18 protein-coding genes are annotated in these 19,618 nt (G+C 72.3%); 12 read left to right on the forward strand and 6 right to left on the reverse strand.

Annotated features, from left to right (window positions below):
• Positions 1 to 7 precede the first annotated feature (7 nt).
• The 5 genes from ACFWV2_RS22875 (at position 8) to ACFWV2_RS22895 (ending at position 4,377) form a co-directional block, all read left to right on the forward strand.
• Positions 8 to 1,576, forward strand: coding sequence for a flavin-containing monooxygenase (locus ACFWV2_RS22875; RefSeq protein ID WP_384407098.1), 1,569 nt, complete (start codon positions 8 to 10; stop codon positions 1,574 to 1,576).
• Positions 1,573 to 2,499 (forward strand): alpha/beta fold hydrolase, encoded by a 927-nt coding sequence (locus ACFWV2_RS22880; protein ID WP_384407100.1) that lies wholly within the window; start codon positions 1,573 to 1,575, stop codon positions 2,497 to 2,499. Before ACFWV2_RS22875 ends, ACFWV2_RS22880 begins: the two co-directional genes overlap by 4 nt.
• The gene (locus ACFWV2_RS22885; protein ID WP_384407102.1) at positions 2,496 to 3,377 is read left to right on the forward strand and encodes an SDR family oxidoreductase; all 882 of its coding nucleotides are present in this window, start codon (positions 2,496 to 2,498) and stop codon (positions 3,375 to 3,377) included. The genes ACFWV2_RS22880 and ACFWV2_RS22885 overlap by 4 nt, the downstream gene beginning before the upstream one ends.
• Before the next feature lie 143 nt (positions 3,378 to 3,520).
• Positions 3,521 to 3,766, forward strand: coding sequence for a hypothetical protein (locus ACFWV2_RS22890; protein WP_384407104.1), 246 nt, complete (start codon positions 3,521 to 3,523; stop codon positions 3,764 to 3,766).
• Between the two features lie 107 nt (positions 3,767 to 3,873).
• Positions 3,874 to 4,377: a GNAT family N-acetyltransferase gene (locus ACFWV2_RS22895; RefSeq protein WP_384407106.1), complete on the forward strand. Its 504-nt coding sequence runs from the start codon at positions 3,874 to 3,876 to the stop codon at positions 4,375 to 4,377.
• A gap of 57 nt (positions 4,378 to 4,434) precedes the next feature.
• Here the strand turns inward: ACFWV2_RS22895 and ACFWV2_RS22900 are convergent, their stop codons facing one another.
• Positions 4,435 to 7,782: a S41 family peptidase gene (locus ACFWV2_RS22900; protein ID WP_384407108.1), complete on the reverse strand. Its 3,348-nt coding sequence runs from the start codon at positions 7,780 to 7,782 to the stop codon at positions 4,435 to 4,437.
• Between the two features lie 183 nt (positions 7,783 to 7,965).
• Between ACFWV2_RS22900 and ACFWV2_RS22905 the strand changes: the two genes are divergently transcribed.
• Together ACFWV2_RS22905 and ACFWV2_RS22910 are read left to right on the forward strand one after the other, a co-directional pair.
• The gene (locus ACFWV2_RS22905; RefSeq protein ID WP_384407110.1) at positions 7,966 to 8,538 is read left to right on the forward strand and encodes a TetR/AcrR family transcriptional regulator; all 573 of its coding nucleotides are present in this window, start codon (positions 7,966 to 7,968) and stop codon (positions 8,536 to 8,538) included.
• A gap of 102 nt (positions 8,539 to 8,640) precedes the next feature.
• On the forward strand, positions 8,641 to 10,845 hold the full coding sequence (locus ACFWV2_RS22910; protein ID WP_384407112.1) for an MMPL family transporter: 2,205 nt from the start codon (positions 8,641 to 8,643) through the stop codon (positions 10,843 to 10,845).
• Between the two features lie 24 nt (positions 10,846 to 10,869).
• Here ACFWV2_RS22910 and ACFWV2_RS22915 read toward each other — a convergent pair whose 3' ends face one another.
• Positions 10,870 to 11,229 carry an SsgA family sporulation/cell division regulator gene (locus tag ACFWV2_RS22915; RefSeq protein ID WP_360793260.1) on the reverse strand — a complete coding sequence of 120 codons (360 nt, stop codon included), beginning with the start codon at positions 11,227 to 11,229 and terminating at the stop codon, positions 10,870 to 10,872.
• A gap of 201 nt (positions 11,230 to 11,430) precedes the next feature.
• Between ACFWV2_RS22915 and ACFWV2_RS22920 the strand changes: the two genes are divergently transcribed.
• The 4 genes from ACFWV2_RS22920 to ACFWV2_RS22935 all read left to right on the forward strand — a co-directional run bounded on the left by ACFWV2_RS22920 (position 11,431) and on the right by ACFWV2_RS22935 (position 15,348).
• Positions 11,431 to 12,477: an energy-coupling factor ABC transporter permease gene (locus ACFWV2_RS22920; RefSeq protein WP_384407114.1), complete on the forward strand. Its 1,047-nt coding sequence runs from the start codon at positions 11,431 to 11,433 to the stop codon at positions 12,475 to 12,477.
• Position 12,478: 1 nt separating this feature from the next.
• Complete coding sequence (cbiQ, locus tag ACFWV2_RS22925; protein ID WP_384407116.1) at positions 12,479 to 13,243, forward strand: cobalt ECF transporter T component CbiQ; 765 nt, start codon at positions 12,479 to 12,481, stop codon at positions 13,241 to 13,243.
• Positions 13,240 to 13,986: an energy-coupling factor ABC transporter ATP-binding protein gene (locus ACFWV2_RS22930; RefSeq protein WP_384407118.1), complete on the forward strand. Its 747-nt coding sequence runs from the start codon at positions 13,240 to 13,242 to the stop codon at positions 13,984 to 13,986. The genes cbiQ and ACFWV2_RS22930 overlap by 4 nt, the downstream gene beginning before the upstream one ends.
• Before the next feature lie 147 nt (positions 13,987 to 14,133).
• Positions 14,134 to 15,348 (forward strand): serine hydrolase domain-containing protein, encoded by a 1,215-nt coding sequence (locus tag ACFWV2_RS22935; protein ID WP_384407120.1) that lies wholly within the window; start codon positions 14,134 to 14,136, stop codon positions 15,346 to 15,348.
• Positions 15,349 to 15,438: 90 nt separating this feature from the next.
• Here the strand turns inward: ACFWV2_RS22935 and ACFWV2_RS22940 are convergent, their stop codons facing one another.
• Entirely contained in the window at positions 15,439 to 16,056 is a 618-nt protein-coding gene (locus tag ACFWV2_RS22940; RefSeq protein ID WP_384407121.1) for a LysE family translocator, read from the reverse strand.
• Between the two features lie 145 nt (positions 16,057 to 16,201).
• Here ACFWV2_RS22940 and ACFWV2_RS22945 point away from each other — a divergent pair, with 145 nt between their 5' ends.
• Complete coding sequence (locus tag ACFWV2_RS22945) at positions 16,202 to 16,993, forward strand: SDR family NAD(P)-dependent oxidoreductase (protein ID WP_384407124.1); 792 nt, start codon at positions 16,202 to 16,204, stop codon at positions 16,991 to 16,993.
• Positions 16,994 to 17,042: 49 nt separating this feature from the next.
• On the opposite strand, the gene ACFWV2_RS22950 is transcribed toward ACFWV2_RS22945, so the two are convergent.
• The 3 genes from ACFWV2_RS22950 to ACFWV2_RS22960 form a co-directional block, all read right to left on the reverse strand.
• A complete protein-coding gene (locus ACFWV2_RS22950) occupies positions 17,043 to 18,185 on the reverse strand; it encodes a teichoic acid biosynthesis protein C (RefSeq protein ID WP_384407126.1) in 1,143 nt (380 codons plus the stop codon).
• Positions 18,186 to 18,325: 140 nt separating this feature from the next.
• On the reverse strand, positions 18,326 to 18,976 hold the full coding sequence (locus ACFWV2_RS22955; RefSeq protein ID WP_384407128.1) for a YdcF family protein: 651 nt from the start codon (positions 18,974 to 18,976) through the stop codon (positions 18,326 to 18,328).
• Between the two features lie 313 nt (positions 18,977 to 19,289).
• The gene (locus ACFWV2_RS22960; protein ID WP_384407130.1) at positions 19,290 to 19,496 is read right to left on the reverse strand and encodes a DUF397 domain-containing protein; all 207 of its coding nucleotides are present in this window, start codon (positions 19,494 to 19,496) and stop codon (positions 19,290 to 19,292) included.
• Positions 19,497 to 19,618 lie beyond the last annotated feature (122 nt).

Consider the following 19,618-nt stretch of genomic DNA (forward strand, 5'->3'; position numbering starts at 1 on the left):
AGGCGGCATGGCGAAGCACGAGAACGTACGGGTGGCGGTGATCGGATCGGGATTCGGTGGCCTCGGCGCCGCCGTCCGGCTGCGCCGCGAGGGGATCACCGACTTCGTGGTCCTGGAACGGGCCGACTCCGTGGGCGGCACATGGCGGGACAACAGCTACCCCGGCTGCGCCTGCGACGTCCCCTCCCACCTCTACTCCTTCTCCTTCGCGCCCAACCCCGACTGGCCGCGGACCTTCTCAGGGCAGCGCCACATCCGCGCGTATCTGGAGCATGTCACGGACACCTTCGGGCTCCGCCCCCACCTCCGCCTGAACCACGAGGTGCTGCGGATGGAGTGGGACGCCGAGGCGCTCCGCTGGGAGATCGAGACCGGCGAGGGCTCCTTCAGCGCCGAGGTCGTCGTCTCCGCGACCGGACCGCTCTCCGACCCCAAGATCCCCGACATCCCGGGGCTCGCCGACTTCCCCGGCAAGGTCTTCCACTCCGCCCGCTGGGACCACGACTACGACCTCACCGGCAAGCGCGTCGCCATGATCGGCACCGGCGCCTCCGCCATCCAGATCGTGCCCGCGATCCAGCCCCAGGTGGAGAGGCTGACGCTGTTCCAGCGCACACCCCCGTGGGTGATGAGCCGCATGGACCGGGCCATCAGCCGCCCCGAGCGCTGGCTCCACCGCACCCTGCCCGTCACCGGAACCCTCCGGCGCGGCCTGCTCTGGGGCATCCGCGAGCTCCAGGTCGGGGCCTTCACCAAGCACCCGAACGAACTCGGGCTCGTCGAGCGGCTCGCCAAGGCCAACATGGCCAAGTCCATCAAGGACCCGGCGCTGCGGGCCAAGCTGACCCCCTCGTACCGCATCGGCTGCAAGCGGATCCTGCTCTCCAGCACGTACTACCCGGCCGTCGCGCAGCCCAACGTCGACGTCGTCGCCTCCGGCCTGCGCGAGGTCCGCGGCTCGACCGTGGTCGCCGCCGACGGCACCGAGACCGAGGTCGACGCGATCGTCTTCTGCACCGGCTTCCACGTCACCGACATGCCGATCGCCGAGCGGGTCGTCGGCGCCGAGGGGAGGACCCTCGCCGAGACCTGGAAGGGCGGTATGGAGGCGCTGCGCGGCGCCACCGCCGCCGGCTTCCCCAACTTCATGACCGTCATCGGCCCCAATACGGGCCTCGGCAACTCCTCGATGATCCTGATGATCGAGTCCCAGCTGAACTACATGGCCGACTACCTGCGCCAGTTGACTCTGTTGACTCCTTCCGGGCTCGGCGGCCGCGCCGCCCTCGCCGTCCGGCCCTCTGCCGTCGGCGCCTGGAACCGCAAGGTGCAGCTCCGGATGGAGCGGACCGTGTGGAAGGCGGGCGGCTGCGAGAGCTGGTACCTCGACGCCAACGGCCGCAACACCACGCTGTGGCCGGGCACCACGGGCGAGTTCCGGCGCGAGACCCGGCGGGTCGACCTCTCCGAGTACGAGGTGATCCGCGCCCCCAGGCAGACGGATCCGACTGCCACGGAGCCCGCCGTCACGGAGCCCGCCACCGTGAAGGCCCTCAAGAAGGAGGCCGCCCAGTGAGACCGCGTCTGATATCGCTCCCCGTGTCCCGCGAGCTCACCGCCGTCTCCGCCGACGGCGCCCCGGTCCACATCGAGGTGTACGGCCCCGAGGGCGCCCCCGCCGTCGTCCTGGCCCACGGCTGGACCTGCTCGACCGCCTTCTGGGCCGAGCAGATACGGGCCCTCGCCGCCGACCACCGGGTCATCGCCTACGACCAGCGCGGTCACGGCCGTTCCCCGGTGCCCGGCCCCGGGGGGTACTCGACGACGGCGCTCGCCGACGACCTGGAGGCCGTGCTCGCGGCCACCCTCGGTCCCGGCGAACGGGCCGTCCTTGCCGGTCACTCCATGGGCGGCATGACGATCATGGCCGCCGCCGGGCGGCCCCGTTTCCGGCAGCACGCCGCCGCCGTCCTGCTCTGCTCCACCGGGTCCTCCCGGCTGACGGCCGAGGCCACCGTCGTACCGCTCAGGCCGGGCGGTCTGCGCAGTCGCCTCACCAGAGCCGTCCTCGGCGCGAAGGCACCGCTCGGGCCGGTCACCGCCGTCTCGAAGAAGATCCTCAAGTACGCGACGATGGGACCCGGTTCGGCGCCCGACCGCGTCGACGCCTGCGCGCGGATCGTGCACGCCTGCCCGCGCACCTCCCGGTACGGCTGGTCGCAGGTCCTGGCCGGGCTCGATCTCGGAGCGGGGCTGCGGGAGTTGCGGCTGCCCGTGGCCGTGCTCGTCGGGACCGCCGACCGGCTCACCCCGGCCGTCCACTCCCGGGCGATGGCGGAGGAACTGCCGCACTGCACCGGTCTCGTCGAGCTGGCCGGCATGGGCCACATGACACCGGTGGAGGCCCCCGAGGCCGTCACCGCGCAGATCCGCGAACTGACCCTCACGTACCTGGGCGTGAAGTCCGGGGACCAGGAGAAGGAGAAGGAGCAGGCATGAGCAGGGTGAGCCTGGAAGGACAGGTCGCGGTCGTCACCGGCGGGGCGCGCGGAGTCGGCGAACTCCTCGCCCGCAAGCTCTCCGCGCGCGGTGCGAGGATCGCGCTCGTCGGTCTGGAGCCGGAGCAGCTGAAGGAGGTCGCCGGGCGGCTGCACACCGAGGCCGACTGGTGGCACGCCGACGTCACCGACCACGAGGCGATGGCCAGGGTCGCGGCCGAGGTGAAGGAGCGGTTCGGGAAGGTCGACATCGTCGTCGCCAACGCCGGTGTGGCGGCGGGCGGTCCGTTCGTCGACTCCGACCCCGACGCCTGGCGGCGGGTCATCGAGGTCAACCTCATCGGCGGCGCGGTGACGGGCCGGGCGTTCCTGCCGGTCCTCATGGAGTCCCGGGGGTACTTCCTCCAGATCGCCTCGCTCGCCGCGCTCACCCCGGCGCCGATGATGACGGCGTACTGCGCCTCCAAGTCGGGCGTCGAGGCCTTCGCGCACAGCCTGCGCGCCGAGGTCGCGTACAAGGGGGTGCGGGTCGGCGTCGGGTACCTCTCCTGGACCGACACGGACATGGTGCGGGGCGCCGACCAGGACGACGTGATGAAGGAGCTGCGGCAGCGGCTGCCGTGGCCGACGAACCGCACGTACCCCCTCGGCCCCGCCGTCGACCGGATCGTGGCGGGCATCGAGCGGCGCTCCGCCCATGTGTACGCGCAGTGGTGGCTGCGCGGGATGCAGTCGGTCCGCGGCTACCTCCCCGGTCTGATCGCCACCGTCGGGCAGCGCGAGATGCGGCGCTTCGAGCCGCGGCTCGGCTCGGTGTCCAAGGGGCTGGTGGGCGCGGGCGGCGCGGCCGACGAGCGGGCGCGGACGGGGAAGGCCTGACGGCCGGCTTCGGCACCTGCCCGCAGGGCCCTCACTGTCCGTGACTGATCGACATGCGTGGAGTGGGTGCGCGTGCGAGGCTGATCGAGCCCCCAGGGGGCGCGACGCCCCCTCCCGACACACCCTTCTAGGAGTGAACTTCCATGGGCATGCAGGACCAGTTCAAGGACAAGTCGGAGCAGCTCAAGCAGCAGGCCAAGGAGGCCATGGGCAAGGCGAAGGACGAAGCGTCCGAGCGCGCCTCCCAGGGCCGTGGCCGCTCCGACGACGAGGCCCGCACGGCCCGCACGGAAGTTCAGGACCGCAGGGACCAGGACCGGATCGACCCGGACCGCGCGGACCGGGACCGCATGGACCGGGCCCGTATGGACCGGGAGTCCGGCGTCTGACGCCGGCCTTCCGTGAGCGAGGCGCACCCGCGACACCGGGTGCGCCTTCGCACGTGCGGACCGAAAAGTCGTACACGTCGAGGGCCGTTCTTCGTACGGTGTTGTCCATGGCCGTACTTGAGCGACTCCGATCCGATCACGCCCCCGCCCTGCTCGCGTTCGAGCGGGAGAACCGGGGGTACTTCGCCGCGTCCGTGCCCGACCGGGGGGACGCCTACTTCACCGACTTCGCGGAGCGGCACCGGGCCCTGCTCGACGAGCAGGGGACCGGGACGATCCACTTCCATGTGCTGGTGGGGGAGGGCGGGGAGATCCTGGGCCGGTTCAACCTGGTCGACGTCGCCGACGGGGGTGCCGAGCTGGGCTACCGGGTGGCCGAGAAGGCGACCGGGCGCGGGGTGGCGACGGCCGGGGTCAGGGAGGTGTGCCGGCTGGCGCGCGAGGAGTACGGGCTGAGCCGGCTGACCGCCGTCACGACCCTCGACAACGAGGGGTCGAGGGCCGTGCTCGGGCGGGTCGGCTTCGGGGCGGTCGGGAGCGTCACGATCGACGGACGGCCGGGGATCTCCTACGAGGCGGACCTCGGGGAACTCGTGGCCCTGGCCTCCTAGGGGCCGCCGGGCCCCGGCGGGGGTTCGTCGTCCTGCTCCTCCCGGACCGCTCCAGCCCTAACGGCCGTCCGGCCTCGGGGGGAGTTTCGGGCGGGAGCGGTCCGGGAGGTTCTCGTAGGGCGGGGGGCTCGCCGCCGGGGTCTCCGTGAGGAGCGCGAGGGCGACGTGGACCGCGTCGTCGAGCTGGGCGTGGCGGCCCTCGGCCCAGTCGAGGGGGGTGCGCAGGATCGCGAGGTCGGGTTCGACGCCGTGGTTCTCCAGGGACCAGCCGTACTCGGGGAACCAGGCCGCGTTCATCGGGACCGTGATCTGGGTGCCGTCGCCGAGCCGGTGGCGGCCGGTCATGCCGACGACCCCGCCCCAGGTGCGCTGCCCGACGACGGGGCCGAGGCCCAGGAGCTTGAACGCGGCGGTGATCATGTCCCCGTCGGACGAGGTGGCCTCGTCGGCGAGGGCGACGACGGGGCCGCGCGGGGCGTTGGAGGCGTAGGCGACGGGCTGGGCGTTCCGGGTGAGGTCCCAGCCGAGGATCCTGCGGGTGAGCTTCTCCATGACGAGCTCGCTGATGTTGCCGCCGGCGTTGCCGCGCACGTCGACGATGAGGGCGGGCCGGGACACCTCCATGCGCAGGTCGCGGTTGAACTGGGCCCAGCCGGAGCCGCCCATGTCGGGGATGTGGAGGTAGCCGCAGCGGCCGCCGCTGACCTCCCGTACCACCGCCCGGCGTTTGGCGACCCAGTCCTGGTAGCGCAGCGGACGCTCGTCGACGAGGGGGACGACGGCGACGCGGCGGGCCCGGCCCTCGCCCTCGGCGGGCGTGAAGGTGAGCTCGACGGTGGTGCCGCCGGTGCCGGAGAGCAGCGGGTACGGGCCGGTGACCGGGTCCACGGGCCGGCCGTCGACGTGGGTGAGGACCGCGCCCTCGCGGATGCCGGTGCCGGCGAGCGGGGAGCGGGCCTTGGAGTCGGAGGACTCGCCGGGCAGGATGCGCTTCACCGTCCAGCCGGCCTCGCGGGGCACGAGGTTCGCCCCGAGGAGCCCCATGGGCCGCTGGTAGTGCGGCGGTCCCTCGTTGCGGCGGGCGGGGGTGACGTACGCGTGGGAGGTGCCCAGTTCGCCCATGACCTCGCGGAGCAGGTCGGCGAACTCGTCGGGGGACGCGACCCGTTCGACGAGCGGCCGGTACTGGTCGAGGACGGCCGTCCAGTCGACCCCGCCCATGCCCGGCTCCCAGAAGTAGGCGCGGACGATCCGGCCGGCCTCGTCGAAGGCCTGCCGCCACTCGGCGCCCGGGTCGGCCTCGTGGAGGATGCGCCGCAGGTCCAGGTAGACGGTGGAGTCGCCGTCCCCGGACTCGGTGGCGGGGACGGCCCGCAGTTCGCCCTCGTCGGCGACGACGAGCCGGGTGCCGTCGCCGCTGACCGCGAACCAGTCGAGGTCCTTGGCGAGTTCGCTCTTGCGCGCCTTGACGATGGAGAAGTGTTCGAGGGTGGGGCGGCCGGAGGTGTCGGCCGGGTTGGCGAAGGTCTCGCCGAGCGCGCCGGAGATGGGCCAGCGCAGCCAGACGAGTCCGCCGCCGCTGACCGGGTGCAGGGCGGAGTACTTGGAGGCGGCGACGGGGAAGGGGGTGACCCGGTCGGGGAGCCCCTCGATCTCGACGGTGACGGTGCCGTCGCCGGAGTCCGTGTCGTCGGCGGGGTCGAGGCCGCCGGCCGCCGGGCGCCCGTCGGGCAGCAGCGCGAAGGGCGAGGGCGTGGCGGAGGAGAGCGGTACGAGGTAGGGGCGGCAGCCGAGCGGGAACGACAGGTCACCGGTGTGGACGTCGTACACCGGGTCGAAGCCCCGCCAGGAGAGGAAGGCGAGGTAGCGGCCGTCCCGGGTGAAGACGGGGTTCTCGTCCTCGAAGCGCCCGTTGGTGACGTCGAGGACGGTCCGGGCTCCGGGGCCGGCGATCCGGGCCATCTTGATGGAGCGCAGGGAGCGGCCGATGCCGGGGTGGGACCAGGTGAGCCAGGCGCCGTCGGGGGAGAAGGCGAGGTCGCGGACGGGCCCGTTGACGGAGCGGATCAGTTCGGTGACCCCTCGGGAGCCTTCGGAGCCTCCAGAGCGTTCGGCCGGGGAGGTGTCCCCGTCCGGTTCGGGCTCCTCCGTGGTGTCCAGGAGCAGCAGCCGTCCGTCGTGGGAGGCGATGGCGAGCCGCTCGCCGGCGGGGTCGGCGACGAGTTCCTCGACGCGGCCGAGGTCGCCCGAGGCGAGGCGGCGCGGCGGCCGGTCGCCGCTGGCGCGCGGGAGATGGCCGATCTCGACGGCGTCCTCGCCCTCGGCGTCGGTGACGTAGGCGACCTGGCCGCCGCTGCCGAGCATCTCGGGGAGCCGGACGCGGACGCCCGGTTCGTCGATGATCGTGCGGGCCGGGCCGTCGCGGTGGGTCAGCCAGTACAGGCTGCCGCGCACGGAGACGGCGCTGGCGCGGCCGGTCTCGTCGACGGAGAGCGCGTCGATGTGGAGGGCGGCGGGCACCTGGTAGGGGCGCCTGCCGACGCGCTGGCCGCCGAGCCGTACCTCCAGTCTCCGGGGGCGGGAGCCGTCGGCGAGCGTGTCGACGATCCACAGGTCGCCGGCGCACTGGTAGACGACCCGGTGTCCGTCGCTCGACGCGTGCCGGGCGTAGAACTCGTCGTGGTCGGTGTGGCGGCGCAGATCGGTGCCGTCGGGCAGGCAGGAGTACAGGTTGCCGATGCCCTCGTGGTCGGAGAGGAACGCGATGCGGCCGTCGACGGCCATGGGGCAGTCGAGGTGGCCGCCGATGTCGGGCAGCAGCCGTTCGCCGTGCAGCCAGAGGCGGCCGGTGGCGCCGCCCTGGTACCGCTTCCAGGCGGCCGGTTCGTGCGGCGGCTTCCCGGTGAGGAGGAGGGTGCGGCGCTCCCCCTCGTGGCCGCCGGGGCCGTCGATGACGCCGATGTCGGAGACCGGGCCCCAGGGCAGCCGCTTGCCGGGGGAGCCGTCGGTGGGGACGGTGTAGGCCCAGGAGTAGTACGAGAAGGGCTGGCCGTGCGAGGAGACGGCGAGGATGTCGGAGCGGCCGTCCTTGTCCGGGGGCGTCCAGCCGCAGACCCGGGTGTCGGTGGACCCCCAGTAGCTGAGCCGCCGGGCCGGTCCGCCGTCGATGGGGACGAGGTGGATCTCCGGGTCGAGGCTGCGCCAGTTCGTGTACGCGATCCGGCGTCCGTCCGGCGAGAAGCGCGGGTGGCCGACCCGCGTCCGGTCGACGGTCAGTCGCCAGGCCCGGCCGGGGCGGTGGCCCTCGGGGACGAGGGGGGCGATCCAGAGGTCGTCCTCGGCGGCGAAGCACAGCAGGTCGTCGTGGAGGTGCGGAAAGCGGAGGTACGCGACGTCGTGACTCACCTCCCCATGCTTTCCGCGCGGAGGGGGTGCGGCAACTCGTACGTGTTTGCGAGCGTCTTCGGAGGGGGTCCCGACTGTGGGCCAGGACACGTACGAAACGGTTTCGTTTCGTTGACGCCAGGAGTATCTTCGTACTGTACGAAACCGTTTCGTTCGCTTCTCGTCGGATCGGAGCCCCCGGCCATGGCACGCAGCAGACTCACTCCCGAGCGGGAGTCCGAGCTGTACGCAGCCGTGCTCGACCTCCTCCGCGACGTCGGCTACGACGCCCTCACCATGGACGCCGTCGCCGCCCGCACCCACTCCAGCAAGGCCACCCTCTACCGCCAGTGGGGGAGCAAGCCCGAGCTGGTCGCCAGGGCGCTCCGCGCCAACAAGCCCGCCGACCTCTCCGAGATCGACACCGGCTCACTGCGCGGCGACTTCCACGAGCTGATGACCCGGACCGACGACTGCCAGATGGAGAAGGACTCCGCGCTGATGCGGGGTCTGGCCCATGCCGTCCACACCAACCCCGAACTGCACCGGGCGCTGCGCGAGCTGCTCATCGAACCCGAGATGAACGGCCTCGACGAGGTACTGCGCCGAGCGGTCCGCAGGGGAGAGGTCGACGCCGCCAACCCGGCGCTCAGGCTCATTCCCCACATGCTGATCGGTGCGTTCGTCGCCCGGCCGCTGATCGACGATCAGCCGGTCGACCGGGCGTTCCTCAGCGCCTACGTCGACGCCGTCGTGCTCCCCTCACTCGGCGTCTGATCCCCAGAAGTACCGCACGACTTCTCCACCTGACGTCGAACCGCTCACGCCGTCGGGCCGGCTCCCCATGCCCTGTCCCACCCACCCTGGGAGTACGCCCCCGTGGCCACGTTCCTGTACAAGCTCGGCCGTTCCGCCTTCCGGCGCCGACGGCTCGTCGCCCTCCTCTGGGTGGCCCTCCTGGCGATAGCCGGGATCGGCGCCGCCACCGCACCCGTCGCGACCTCCAGCTCCTTCTCCATACCGGGCACCGAGGCCCAGCGCGCCTTCGACCTGCTCGAAGAGCGCTTCCCCGGTGCCGGGGCGGACGGCGCCACCGCCCGGGTCGTCTTCAAGGCCCCCGAGGGCCAGAAGATGACCGAGGCCGGGCACAAGGCCGTCGTCGAGGAGACCGTCTCCGCGCTGAAGTCCGGCTCGGACCAGATCGTCTCGGTCACTGACCCGTACACCGGCAAGGCCGTCTCCGGCGACGGCTCGACCGCCTACGTCTCCGTCGCCTACAAGGTCAACGCGATGGAGCTCACCGACGAGACCCGCGAGGCCCTGACCCGGGCCGGCGAGAACGCGCAGGGCAAGGGACTCACCGTCGAGGTCGGCGGTGACGCCCTCCAGACCATGCCGGAGCAGGGCGCGAGCGAGGCGATCGGTGTCGTCATCGCCGCCATCGTGCTGGTCATGACCTTCGGCTCGCTCGTCGCCGCCGGGCTCCCGCTGCTCACGGCGCTCATCGGCGTCGGCATCGGCGTCTCCTCGATCGCCGCGCTCGCGAACGTCCTCGACCTCGGCTCCACCACCTCCACCCTCGCGATGATGATCGGCCTCGCGGTCGGCATCGACTACGCCCTCTTCATCGTCTCCCGCTACCGCGCGGAGCTCGCCGAGGGCCGCGAGAAGGAGGACGCGGCGGGGCGCGCGGTCGGCACGGCCGGCTCCGCCGTCGTCTTCGCCGGGCTCACCGTCGTCATCGCCCTGGTCGGCCTGGCCGTCGTCAACATCCCGATGCTGACGAAGATGGGCTTCGCCGCCGCCGGTACGGTCGTGATCGCCGTACTGATCGCGCTCACCCTGATCCCGGCCATGCTCGGCTTCGCGGGCGACAAGGTGCTCGGCCGCAGGCAGCGCAAGGGTGCGAAGGGCGGCGACGCCGCCGCGACCGGTGCCACGGCACAGGTCGGCACGGCGCAGGCCGACAAGCCGAACGGTGGCACCCGCTGGGCCCGCTTCGTCATCCGCCGCCCCGTGATGGTGCTGGTCGTCGGCGTCCTCGGTCTCGGCGCGATCGCGCTGCCCGCCGCCTCCCTGGAGATGGGCCTCCCGGACGACGGCGCCAAGCCGACCTCCACCAGCGAGCGCCGGGCGTACGACACGCTCTCGGACGGTTTCGGCCCCGGCTTCAACGGCCCGCTGCTCGTCGTCGTGGACGGCGACAAGGCCACCGCCGACCGGGCGGTCTCCACGATCAAGGGCCTCGAAGGCTGGGCTGCCGTCACCCCGGCGACCCCGAACAAGGCCGGCGACGCCGCGATGATCACGGTGGTTCCCAAGGACCGGCCGTCCTCGGTCGCCACCGAGAGCCTCGTCCACGACATCCGGGACGCCACCGGCGACGACGTCCTCGTCACCGGCGCCACCGCGATGAACATCGACTTCTCGCAGAAGATGAACGACGCCCTCGTGCCCTACCTGGCGCTCGTCGTCGGTCTGGCCTTCCTGCTCCTGACCCTGGTCTTCCGCTCGGTCCTCGTCCCCCTGAAGGCGGCCCTCGGCTTCCTGCTCTCGGTGGTCGCGGCCCTCGGCGCGGTCGTCGCGGTCTTCCAGTGGGGCTGGCTGGGAAGCCTCTTCGGGGTCGAGCAGACCGGCCCGATCATGTCGATGATGCCGATCTTCATGGTGGGTGTCGTCTTCGGTCTCGCGATGGACTACGAGGTCTTCCTCGTCACCCGCATGCGTGAGGCGTACGTCCACGGGGAGCGGCCCGGCGAGGCGATCGTGACCGGCTTCCGGCACAGCGCCCGGGTGGTCACCGCCGCCGCGGTGATCATGATCGCGGTCTTCGCCGGCTTCATCGGCATGACGGACCAGATGATCAAGATGATCGGCTTCGGCCTGGCCATCGCGGTCCTCTTCGACGCCTTCGTGGTCCGGATGGCGATCGTCCCGGCCGTGCTCGCGCTCCTCGGTCACAAGGCCTGGTGGCTGCCGAAGTGGCTGGACCGGATCCTGCCGAACGTGGACGTGGAGGGTGAGGGGCTCGCGAAGCGGGAGTCCCCGGAGCCGACTGCGAAGCCGGACCTCGTGAAGGCCTGACCTCCGCCCGTCCCCCGTACGCCGTCAGCGTGTCGACATCGACGCGCCGGCGGCGTACGTGTGCTTGAGGAAGCGCAGCAGGGCGGCGGTGTCGAACTGGACGACGGCGACCCCGTCGGCCGCGTGGAACTCGACGACCGTCTGCACCCGGCCGCAGGGCCAGACCTCGATGTCGCCGCGGCGGGCCGGGGCGCGCAACCCGTTCTCCAGGAGGGTGCGGGGGAAGGACCACTCGACGTCGTGGGGGAAGACGAAGCGGACGGTGGCGGGGGAGGAGGCGGGGTCGTAGCGGAGGGCCACCGGCACGGGCCGGGAGAGTGGTGCGTCGCTGATGATCCGCCCCTTGGCGTGGTCGTCGACTTCACGGTCGTGTGCGGCGGCCATCGGGGGCTCCTCACGTTTTGTCCTCTTATCGACTAATGTTCCACTTCTTCCCGGCGACCGCCCGGCCCAAGCGTGGCCGACGGCATGTGTGTGCGGGGTCACGCGGTGGAGCGTGGGCACAGCCGCGCACGACCGGGCGCCGCCGTTCTGTGACCCGTGCGCTCTTGCAAGCTCTTCGCAGGAGCGCTCATCATTCGGTACGTGCATGTACCTGACGGATTCATCAACGCCCCCGTATCGGTCGCCGCCGGTGTCGTCGCCGCCGGCGCCGTCGCCGTGAGCCTGCGGGGCGCCCGCCGCGAGCTGGACGACGGCCACGGCGGAGAGCGGACGGCCCCGCTCGCCGGGCTCGTCGCCGCCTTCATCTTCGCCGTGCAGATGCTGAACTTCCCGGTCGCCGCCGGGACCAGCGGGCACCTGCTCGGCGGGGCGCTCGCCGCGATCCTCGTCGGCCCCTGGACCGGGATCCTGTGCATCGCCGTCGTCCTGCTGATGCAGGGCATCCTCTTCGCCGACGGAGGCCTCACCGCCCTCGGCGTGAACATCACCGTCATGGGCGTCGTCACGGTCGTCGTCGCCTACGCCCTCTTCCGCGGCCTCGTCCTCGTCCTGCCGCGCACCCGCGCCTCGGTGACCGCGGCCTCCTTCGTCGCCGCACTCGTCTCCGTACCGGCGTCGGCCGCCGCCTTCACCCTGCTCTACGCGATCGGCGGCACCACCGACGTACCACTGCCCAAGGTCCTCACGGCCATGGTCGGCGTGCACGTCCTCATCGGCGTCGGCGAGGCCGTCATCACCATGCTGACCGTCGGCGCGGTCATCGCCGTCCGCCCGGACCTGGTCTACGGCGCCCGCGGCCTGACCGCCCCGCTCAGGCTCCGCGTCGCCGGCGAGCTGGTCGACGCGGCCCCGGCCGCCGCTCCCGTCACCGGCGGCTCCCCGAAGAAGCTGTGGACCGGCGGCGTCCTCACCGCCCTCGTCCTCGCCGGCTTCGTCTCCTTCTACGCCTCGGCCAGCCCCGACGGCCTGGAGAAGGTCGCCGCAGACAAGGGCTTCGACGCCGCGGCCGAGGAGCACGCGGCCGCCGGATCCCCGCTGGCCGACTACGGCGTCAAGGGCATCGAGACCGAGCGCCTCGCCGGCGGCCTCGCCGGAGTCATCGGCGTGGGCGCGACCCTCGCCGCCGGCACCGGCGCGTTCTGGATCGTCCGCCGCCGCCGCGTCCACGCGGACGCGGAAGCGGTCTGACATGGGAACGGGGCACGCCCACAAGCTCTACCGGCACGCGCGGTCGCCGGTCCACGAGCTGCCCCCGCACACCAAGCTCGCCGCCGTCCTCGGCTTCGTCGTGGTCGTCGTCTCGACGCCCCGCGAGGCCGTCTGGGCCTTCGCCCTCTACGCCCTGCTGCTCGCGGGCGTGGCGGCGAAGGCCCGCGTCCCCGCCGGGTTCGTCCTCAAGCGGCTGCTCATCGAGATCCCGTTCGTCGCGTTCGCGGTGCTCATGCCGTTCGTGGTGCCAGGGGAGCGGACGACCGTCCTCGGGGTGTCGCTGAGCGTCCCCGGACTGTGGGGCGCCTGGAACGTCCTCGCCAAGGGCACCCTCGGCGTCGCCGCCTCCGTGCTCCTCGCCTCCACCACCGAACTGCGCGAGCTGCTCCTCGGCCTCCAGCGACTGCGGCTGCCGCCGATGCTCGTCCAGATCGCCTCCTTCATGATCCGGTACGGCGACGTCATCACCGACGAGATGCGCCGGATGTCCGTGGCCCGCCGCTCCCGCGGCTTCGAGGCGCGGGGCGTACGGCACTGGGGCGTCCTCGCCAAGTCGGCGGGCGCGCTCTTCATCCGTTCGTACGAACGCGGGGAACGGGTCCACCTCGCCATGGTCAGCCGTGGCTACACCGGCACCATGCCGGTCATCGACGAGGTGACCGCCACCCGCGCGCAATGGGCGTACGCCGCCGCGGTGCCGCTCACCGCACTCCTGATCTGCCTCCTGGGATGGACGCTCCGATGAACCCTGCCCCGTCTCTCGAAGTCCGCGGCCTCGCGTACGCGTACCCCGACGGCCATCAGGCCCTGTTCGGCGTGGACCTGACCGTCGGGCGCGGCGAGCGGGTCGCGATCCTCGGCCCCAACGGCGCCGGCAAGACCACCCTGGTCCTCCACCTCAACGGCATCCTCACCGGCGGCGCGGGCGGCGTCACCGTCGCCGGGCTCCCGGTCGGCAGGAAGCACCTCGCCGAGATCAGGCGCAAGGTCGGCATCGTCTTCCAGGACCCCGACGACCAGCTGTTCATGCCGACCGTCCGCGAGGACGTGGCCTTCGGCCCGGCGGCGGCGGGCCTCCGGGGCGCCAACCTGGAGGCCGTCGTGGCCCGTGCGCTCGAGCGGGTCGGCATGGCGGAGTACGCGGACCGGCCGCCGCACCACCTGTCCTTCGGGCAGCGCCGCCGGGTCGCCGTCGCGACCGTCCTCGCCATGGAACCGGAGATCCTCGTCCTCGACGAACCGTCCTCCAACCTGGACCCGGCCTCGCGCCGCGAGCTCGCCGACATCCTCCGCTCCCTCGACGTCACCGTCCTCATGGTCACCCACGACCTGCCGTACGCCCTGGAGCTCTGCCCGCGCGCGGTGATCCTCAGCGAGGGCGTCATCGCCGCCGACGGCCGGACCGGCGACATCCTCGCCGACGAGGAGCTGATGGCCCGGCACCGCCTGGAGCTGCCGTTCGGCTTCGTACCGGCTTCGGTGGTCTGACCCCGGAGCGGGTCGGTCACCGGCTTCGGTGGTCTGACCCCGGAGCGGGTCGGTCACCGGCTTCGGTGGTCTGACCCCGGAGCAGGTCGGTCACCGGCCTCGGTGGTCCGACCCCCGGAATCGGTCTCCCACCGGCCGCGTTGCACCATGGGAGCCGGTCGAGCGACAGGGAGCGTGGCACAGGTGGACGTCCAGGGCACGGTGGCGGCGGGCTGGGAGCCCGTCAGGGACGCGTTCCTGCGCAACTTCGAGCAGCGCGGCGAGCGCGGGGCGGCCGTCGCCGTCCACCGCGACGGGGTGAAGGTCGTCGACCTGTGGGCGGGCAGCCGTGACGTCGACGGCACGGACCCGTGGACCGAGGAGACCGCCCAGGTCGTCCGCTCGGCCACCAAGGGCGTCGCCGCCGCCGTACCCCTGATCCTGCACCAGCGCGGCCTGCTCGACCCCGACGCCCCGGTCGCCGCGTACTGGCCCGACTTCAAGGCGGCCGGGAAGGACCGGGTGACGATACGGCAGCTCCTCGCGCACCAGGCCGGCGTCCCCGTCCTCGACCGTCCCCTCGCCCTCGCCGAAGCGGCCGACCTGCCGACGGCGACCGCCGCGATCGCCGCCCAGGCCCCCGTCTGGGAGCCCGGCACCGCCCACGGCTACCACGCCCACACCTTCAGCTGGCTGCTCTCCGGCCTGGTCCACCACGTCACGGGCCGCACCATCGGCAGCTGGGTCGCCGACGAGATCACCGGCCCGCGCGGCCTCGACCTGTGGATCGGGCTGCCCCCGGCGGAGGCCCGCCGGGTCGGCAGGATCGGCCCCGTCGAGGAGATCGAACCCGCCGGGAGCGGTGCCCTCAGGCTCCGCCCCAAGCGCTCCGTCACGGAGGCGTACAACGACCCGGAGTCCCTCACCCGGCGTGCCTTCGGGGCCATCGACCCCAAGCCCGACGAGAACGACCCCGTCTACCGGGCCGCCGAACTGCCCGGCTCGGCCGGCGTGGCGACCGCCCGCGCCCTCGCCGCCTTCTACGCGGCCACGCTCGGCCCCGTCGACGGCCACGACCGCCTCTTCACCCCCGACACCCTCACGCTCGCGCGGACCGAGGAGTCCGCGGGCCCGGACAAGGTACTGCTCGTCGGCACCCGCTTCGGCCTCGGCCACATGCTGCACGGCCCGGCGTCGCCCCTCCTCGGCCCGTCCTCCTTCGGCCACCCGGGCCGCGGCGGTTCGCTCGGCTTCGCCGACCCGGACTCCGGGATCGCCTTCGGGTACGTGACGAACGGCATGCGCAGGACGGTCACCGCGGACCCGCGCGCCCAGTCGCTCGTCCGGGCGGTGCGGTCGGTGGCGCCGCTCTCCGCCGCGTAGGGGCGAGGCGCCGGAGACGTACCGCGTCGCACGGGGAGCGGGGCACATGACCGCAGGTCCGCCGCACGACAGACACGGCGACGGGCGGGGTCAGGCGACGGCGGGCGTCAGGGCGAGCACCACGCCGAGCCCGACGAGGACGCTCCCGATGACCTTGTTGAGCACGGCCTGCCGCCGCAACAGCCGCGCGCGCAGGCTCTCCTGGGAGAACAGGACCGCCGCGAGACCGAACCAGACGAGATGCGCGAACGACATGAACAGGCCGTAGCCGACCTGCTGGAAGAGGGGGGTGTCGGCGCTGACGACCTGCGTGTACGTGCTCAGGACGAAGAGCATCGTCTTGGGATTGAGCGCGTTCGTCAGGAACCCGGTGCGCAGCGCCCCCGCCTTCGACAGGCCGGCGTCGTCCGAGAGGTCGACGTCCACCCGGGACGTGGCGACGAAGGTCCTGTACCCGATGTACACCAGGTACGCGGCGCCGATCAGCTTCATCGCGGTGAACAGCATCGGTGACCGGGACACCAGCAGGCCCACGCCCAGCATGGTGTACGTGACGTGGACGAGCACGCCGAGGGCGATCCCGACGGCCGCGAGGACGCCCGCCGTCCGCCCGTACAGATAACTGTTGCGGACGGTCATCGCGAAGTCCGCGCCGGGGCTGATGACAGCCAGAACGGTGATGATCGCTACGGCGATCAGCTGAGCCATGTCCCCGAACCCCCCACACCCGCCCGGCCCCGCGCCTTCAGGACGGCCCCGTGACGCTAGCCGATGAAGGGTCCGCCGCGCGAGGGAGAGGTGACAGAGTCGTGGGGCCTGGTGCGGGCGGTGCGTTCGGTGCTGAGATCGGCCCATGGAACTCACCACGCGGTTCGACGGATACGGAGTACTGGTCACGGGCGCGGCGCGCGGCATCGGCGCGGCCACCGCCCGGCGCCTCGCGGCGGAGGGCGCCAGGGTCCTGGTCACGGACATCGACGAGGAGGAGGCCGGGAGGACGGCGGCGGACCTCCCCGGCGCGGTCGCCCTGCGCTGCGACGTCGCCGACCGGTCCTCGGTGGAGGCGGCGGTCGCGTACGCCGTGGAGGCCTTCGGCGGTCTGGACGTCCTCGTGAACAACGCCCTCGGGCCCGTCTCGCCCGACCGCGACCGCTTCGAGGACGAGCCGGACGAGGCGTGGGCCGCCCAGCACGACGTCACCTTCATGGGCACCGTCCGCTGTGCCCGCGCGGCGCTCCCGCACCTGGCGGCGGCCGGCGGACGCGGGGCGATCGTCACCATCGGTTCCGTCAACGCCGAGGTGGACTTCGGCGGCCACGCCTACAGCGCGGCGAAGGCAGGCCTGGCCTCCCTCACCCGCACCCTGGCGGGCGACGCCGCGCCGCGCGGGGTCCGGGTGAACCAGATCAACCCGGGCACGATCGCGACACGGGCGTGGGCGGGCAGGGAAGCCGAACTCGCCGCCCTCGCCGGCCGCGTCTACCCCCTGCGCCGCGTCGGCACCCCCGAGGACGTGGCCGCCGCCGTCGCGTTCCTCGCCTCGGCGGACGCGTCCTGGATCACGGGCACGGTCCTGCGCGTGGACGGCGGCCTGCTCGCGGTGAACACCCACTTCGCGGAGGTCCTGGGCGACGGGGCCCCGTAGGGCCTGTCCGACGCCCCGAAGGAGCTGGTGGGGTTCGGGCGGCTCGCGGTCAGAGCTGGATCAGGGAGTCCTTGTAGTAGACCGAGGCCTTGCGCTGCCCCGGCGTCTCTCCGGAGGCGAAGCCCATGCACAGGCGGAAGACGTCGGGCCGGGACGGCTGCGGGATCTGGATGGCCAGGCCCTCGGGCTCGCGGAACGGCAGGGTGTAGCCGGCCTTGGAGTGGAAGGTCGTGACGACGGCCCCGGTGTTCAGGTCGACCGAGGTCAGGTGGGTGTTGCCCTCACCCGGCGGGGAGATGACGATGTTGGGCGTCGAGGCGCTGCCGTCGTGGTCCTGGGTGGAGCCGTACGAGTTGCCGTGCAGCATGTACAGGTACTGCCCGGCCGCCGCGTAGCCCTGGAACGACGGCTTGCCGTAGCGGTTGCGGTCGATCGAGACGGCGGGCTCGGCGATCTCCGCCAGGGGGGTGCTGAAGTCCCCCGCGCGGGCCTGGGTCAGGTCGTAGATGCGGTAGCGCATGCCGTTCAGGCTGTACCGGACCACAAGGCGGTTGTTGACCGGGTCGATGCTCGCGGTGTTGTTCACGCTGCCCGGGACGGGGGTGAACTTCTGGAGCGAGGTGCTGGTGGCGTCCAGCGGGGTGCTGGAGGAGACGAACTTGAAGCGGCACAGGCGCCGGCCCCGGCTCGTCCCGTCCTCGGCGTCCTGGACGGCGTCGGTCTCGGTCCACAGGTAGGTGCTGGTGCCGGACGGCTCGACGCCGATACCGACGCCGTGCCCGAAGCCGCGCAGGTACATGTAGCCCGTGATCCGGCCGGTGCCGTCGCCGTCCGCCGCGTCGGCGCCGAGCGTCCACTCGGTGATCGCGAGGTCGCCGTGGAGATCGCGCGTGGCACCGGAGAGAGGCGCCGACTCCCCCTTCAGCTGACGGCCGCCTCCGATGAGCTGGGCGTAGTAGAGCCGACGGTTGACGTTGTCGAACCCTATGGACTGGATGACGGTCCCCTCGTGCAGGGCCACCTCGCGGAAGTAGGCGGGCCCGGTGTTGCCCTCGACCCTGATCAGCGGGGACGCGGGCAGGCTGCCCGCCGCCTGCGCGGACCCGGCCGTCGCTCCGATACCCGCGAAGGAGAGCGCGGCCACGCCGCCCCAGGAGAGGAAGTTGCGCCGGTTCAGCTGTATGTCGTTCATATTCCTGCCTCTGTTCACCATTTGACGAAACGGAAGCATCCTCGCAGGCGGGCTGAAGGGGCTACGCCCCGGCCGGGGTCGGGCGCCGGGGGGTCGGCGTAACCGGGCCCGGCGGTGGGTGCGTCGGGCGCGGGACCTCTTCATGCCGAGACGAGCCGCCCGGTGAACCCCCGGTCCCGGAGCCGCTCGTACGCGGAGGCGACGGGCACGGGGACCTCCTGCTCGACCATGAAGCCGAGCGCCGGGTAGACGATGAGCCTCTGTACGGCGCCGACGAGCATGTCGAGCACGAGACGGTCGTCACCGATGGAGTCCACGTACGCGGCGAGTGTCATGCGGGAGGAAGCACAGACGACATCGACCTCCGGCCATAGCTTGCGGAGCGTCGCGTACGCCCGCCGCTCCTCGTACGGCTTGCTGACGAGCAGCACGGAGGAGACGCCGACCCGCTGCTCGGCGAGCAGCTCCCGCGAGAACCGGATATTCTCCCCGGTGTTACGGGCCCGAGGCTCGACGAGCACCGCACCCCCGGGCACCCCCAACTCCAGGGCCCGCTCCCGGTAGTGCTCGGCCTCGCCCCGTGGCATCCGCGCCCGTGTGGTCCGACTGGTGGCCCCGGTGAAGACGAGCAGCGGCACGAGCCCACGTCGGTAGAGCCCGACGGCCACGTCGGCGACCCCGAGATCGTGACTCCCGAGCCCGATCGCCACGGAGCAGGGGCGGGGTTGGTGCCCCATCTGCTGGAAGTCCCAGAGCAGCCGGGCATCGGCCCAGTCCTGAGGGGTGATCACGGGGGTGCCTCCTGGTCGGTGCGGGAAGTCCGCCACTCTCGGGGCAGCGGACCGTGTGGGCCATGTCGACCTTCACGATCTTCGACAGTTCGAGGGCCCACGTGGACACACTCGATGCGGCTTCCACACTCACGCAGCCCAGCCGGGTGGAGCTGTACACCCGAGCCTTTGAAGGGCTCTCCCAAGAAGCTGTACGAGGAGCCGCCGCACGCGCCCGCGTGGCGAGTGCCTTGGCGTCGTTGGACTGAGCGCGGGTGCTCCCGGAGGTGCTGTCCCCCCGGGGCTCAGCGCCCCGCTGGCGTCCGGGGACGCCCTACAGCTGCTCGGCCCGCACGGCGCGGATGAACGAACTCCAGGCGTTCGCCTCGAAGAAGAGACGGGGCCCGGCGGGGGCCTTGCTGTCGCGGATGGGCACGGTGCCCGGGTGGTCGTCCCCGACCTCGACACACTGCCCGTTGCCGCTGCTGTAGCTGCTGCTTCGCCACGTGGGCTCGACGGCGTCGTACTGCAATTCCCGCACCTTCTCTCAGTCTTGTGATTCCGCAAGCCTAAGGGCTGTCCCGCAAATGATCTCCGGGGCGCGTCGGGCATGGCGGGCCACCCTGCGGCCCGCTTGCCTATCCGGCGAGAGCGAGGTTGTGC

This window comes from Streptomyces sp. NPDC058671 (assembly GCF_042716475.1).
Lineage (GTDB): Bacteria > Actinomycetota > Actinomycetes > Streptomycetales > Streptomycetaceae > Streptomyces.

Bases quoted from the DNA above. Each gene is read 5' to 3' on its own strand.
- cbiQ (WP_384407116.1), top strand. From the start codon at position 12,479: ATGGGAACGGGGCACGCCCACAAGCTCTACCGGCACGCGCGGTCGCCG.
- ACFWV2_RS22950 (WP_384407126.1), bottom strand. From the start codon at position 18,185: ATGAACGACATACAGCTGAACCGGCGCAACTTCCTCTCCTGGGGCGGC.
- ACFWV2_RS22940 (WP_384407121.1), bottom strand. From the start codon at position 16,056: ATGGCTCAGCTGATCGCCGTAGCGATCATCACCGTTCTGGCTGTCATC.
- ACFWV2_RS22875 (WP_384407098.1), top strand. From the start codon at position 8: ATGGCGAAGCACGAGAACGTACGGGTGGCGGTGATCGGATCGGGATTC.
- ACFWV2_RS22905 (WP_384407110.1), top strand. From the start codon at position 7,966: ATGGCACGCAGCAGACTCACTCCCGAGCGGGAGTCCGAGCTGTACGCA.
- ACFWV2_RS22930 (WP_384407118.1), top strand. From the start codon at position 13,240: ATGAACCCTGCCCCGTCTCTCGAAGTCCGCGGCCTCGCGTACGCGTAC.
- ACFWV2_RS22935 (WP_384407120.1), top strand. From the start codon at position 14,134: ATGGGAGCCGGTCGAGCGACAGGGAGCGTGGCACAGGTGGACGTCCAG.
- ACFWV2_RS22945 (WP_384407124.1), top strand. From the start codon at position 16,202: ATGGAACTCACCACGCGGTTCGACGGATACGGAGTACTGGTCACGGGC.
- ACFWV2_RS22895 (WP_384407106.1), top strand. From the start codon at position 3,874: ATGGCCGTACTTGAGCGACTCCGATCCGATCACGCCCCCGCCCTGCTC.
- ACFWV2_RS22890 (WP_384407104.1), top strand. From the start codon at position 3,521: ATGGGCATGCAGGACCAGTTCAAGGACAAGTCGGAGCAGCTCAAGCAG.
- ACFWV2_RS22885 (WP_384407102.1), top strand. From the start codon at position 2,496: ATGAGCAGGGTGAGCCTGGAAGGACAGGTCGCGGTCGTCACCGGCGGG.
- ACFWV2_RS22915 (WP_360793260.1), bottom strand. From the start codon at position 11,229: ATGGCCGCCGCACACGACCGTGAAGTCGACGACCACGCCAAGGGGCGG.